Genomic DNA, 1,822 nt, shown 5'->3' on the forward strand with positions numbered 1-1,822 from the left:
GCGGTAGCCGACCAGTCCTGGGATCGCCGTGTCGACGAGATCGTGGCCCGTGTGGCGCGTGATCTTGCACGGCAATCCCGATAACGAAAACCCAGAGGCTTGTTTCATGAGTGCAGAACACCCTGCAAAGTTGCGCGTCGCGGTTGTCGGCGCCGGATACGTCGCCAACCATCACCTGGCCGCACTGAAGCGGCTGGATTTCGTCGAACTGGTCGGCATTTGTGATACGCAGCGCGAGGCGGCCGAGGCGCTGGCCGAACGCTACGGCATCGGCCTCGTCGCGACCAGTATCGACGAGCTTGCAGAGGCGCGCCCCCAGATCATGCATATCCTGACGCCACCGGCATCGCATGCAGCGTTGGCGATCAAGGCGATGGAGATGGATTGCGGCGTACTGGTCGAAAAACCCATGGCCGACAGCATGGCCGAGTGCGAAGCCATGATCGAGATGGCGCAGGCCAAGGGGAAGATCCTGGGCGTCAATCATTCGGATCTGCTTGATCCGGTCTTGATGAAAGCGCTGGAGGCGACTCGCGCGGGGCGAATCGGCGAATTGATTTCGGTTGATATCCTGCGCAGCTCCGAGTATCCGGCCTATGCCGGCGGTCCGTTGCCTGGCCAGGTCGCCCAGGGCTCCTACCCGTTCCGCGATCTCGGCGTGCATGGTCTCTACACGCTTGAAGCCTTCCTCGGCCCATTGACCGATCTGCGCGTCGATTTCCAGGCCAGCGGTCGCGACCCCAACCTGTGCTTTGATGAGTGGCAGGCAACGGCAACAGGCGAAAACGGGCCAGGTCGTATGCTGCTGTCGTGGAATGCTCGTCCGATGGAAAGCCGTGTCGTCGTGCGCGGCACACAAGGCATCATCGAAGTCGATCGCTTCCTGCAGATCGTGCACGTTCATCGCGTGCTGCCAGGGCCCAAGTTCATCGGCATTGTGCTCAATACGTTTCTCAGCGCGGTCGCTGACTGCATTCGCGTGCCGTGGAACGTGCTGCGCTTTGCCACCGGCATGCTGAAACCTTCGCCGGGCATCCAGAAAGGCGCCGCCGATTTCGCCATTGCTGCGCGCGACAACGGCAAGCCACCGTTTGACGGCGCCGCTGCCATGCGTGTGATCTCCCTGCTCGAACCTGCGTGCGCCGAACCGGATCGGTTGCGCAACGAAGAAATCGAAGCGCGCTACGCGAAACTGGAGCCGGTTGATGCACTGGTGACCGGAGGTGCCGGTTTTCTGGGTCGCGCCCTGGTCAAGGCCTTGCGCAAACGCGGCCAGAGTGTCCGCGTATTGCTGCGAAGCCCGGTCGCGACCTACGCAGATGACCCGGGCATCCAGACCGTCATCGGCAATCTGGGCGATCCACGCAGTGTTGATCATGCCGTTTCCGGTGCCGGCATCGTCTATCACGTCGGTGCTGCCATGCGCGGCAGCGCGCGTGATTTCGAGGCGGGTACGGTCTGGGGCACACGCAATGTCGTGGATGCCTGCAAGAAGCATGGAAGCCGGCGTCTGGTCTATGTCAGCTCGATGAGCGTACTCGACCACGCCGGTCGCGATCCCGACGTTGCCATGACCGAAGCATCGGGCTACGAGCCGCACCCGGAGTTGCGTGGTGCCTATACGCAAACCAAATTGAGCGCCGAACGCTACGTGCTCGATGCAATTGAGTACGACCAATTGCCCGCCGTGATCCTTCGTCCAGGCCAGATCTTCGGCCCCGGCGCAGAAAAGGTCACGCCCAATGCAGTCATCGGTCTGGCCGGGCGCTGGGTTGCCGTGGGTGATGGCGGCATGACCCTGCCGCTGGCCTATGTCGATGAC

1 protein-coding gene is annotated in these 1,822 nt (G+C 62.3%); it reads left to right on the top strand.

What is annotated here, in order from left to right; genetic code table 11:
* Positions 1-106: 106 nt before the first annotated feature.
* The coding region (locus tag WBP53_RS16805) for a Gfo/Idh/MocA family oxidoreductase (RefSeq protein ID WP_423930903.1) at positions 107-1,822 on the top strand (1,716 nt) is incomplete at its 3' end.

It is taken from the genome of Dokdonella sp. (assembly GCF_049593775.1).
GTDB lineage: Bacteria > Pseudomonadota > Gammaproteobacteria > Xanthomonadales > Rhodanobacteraceae > Dokdonella.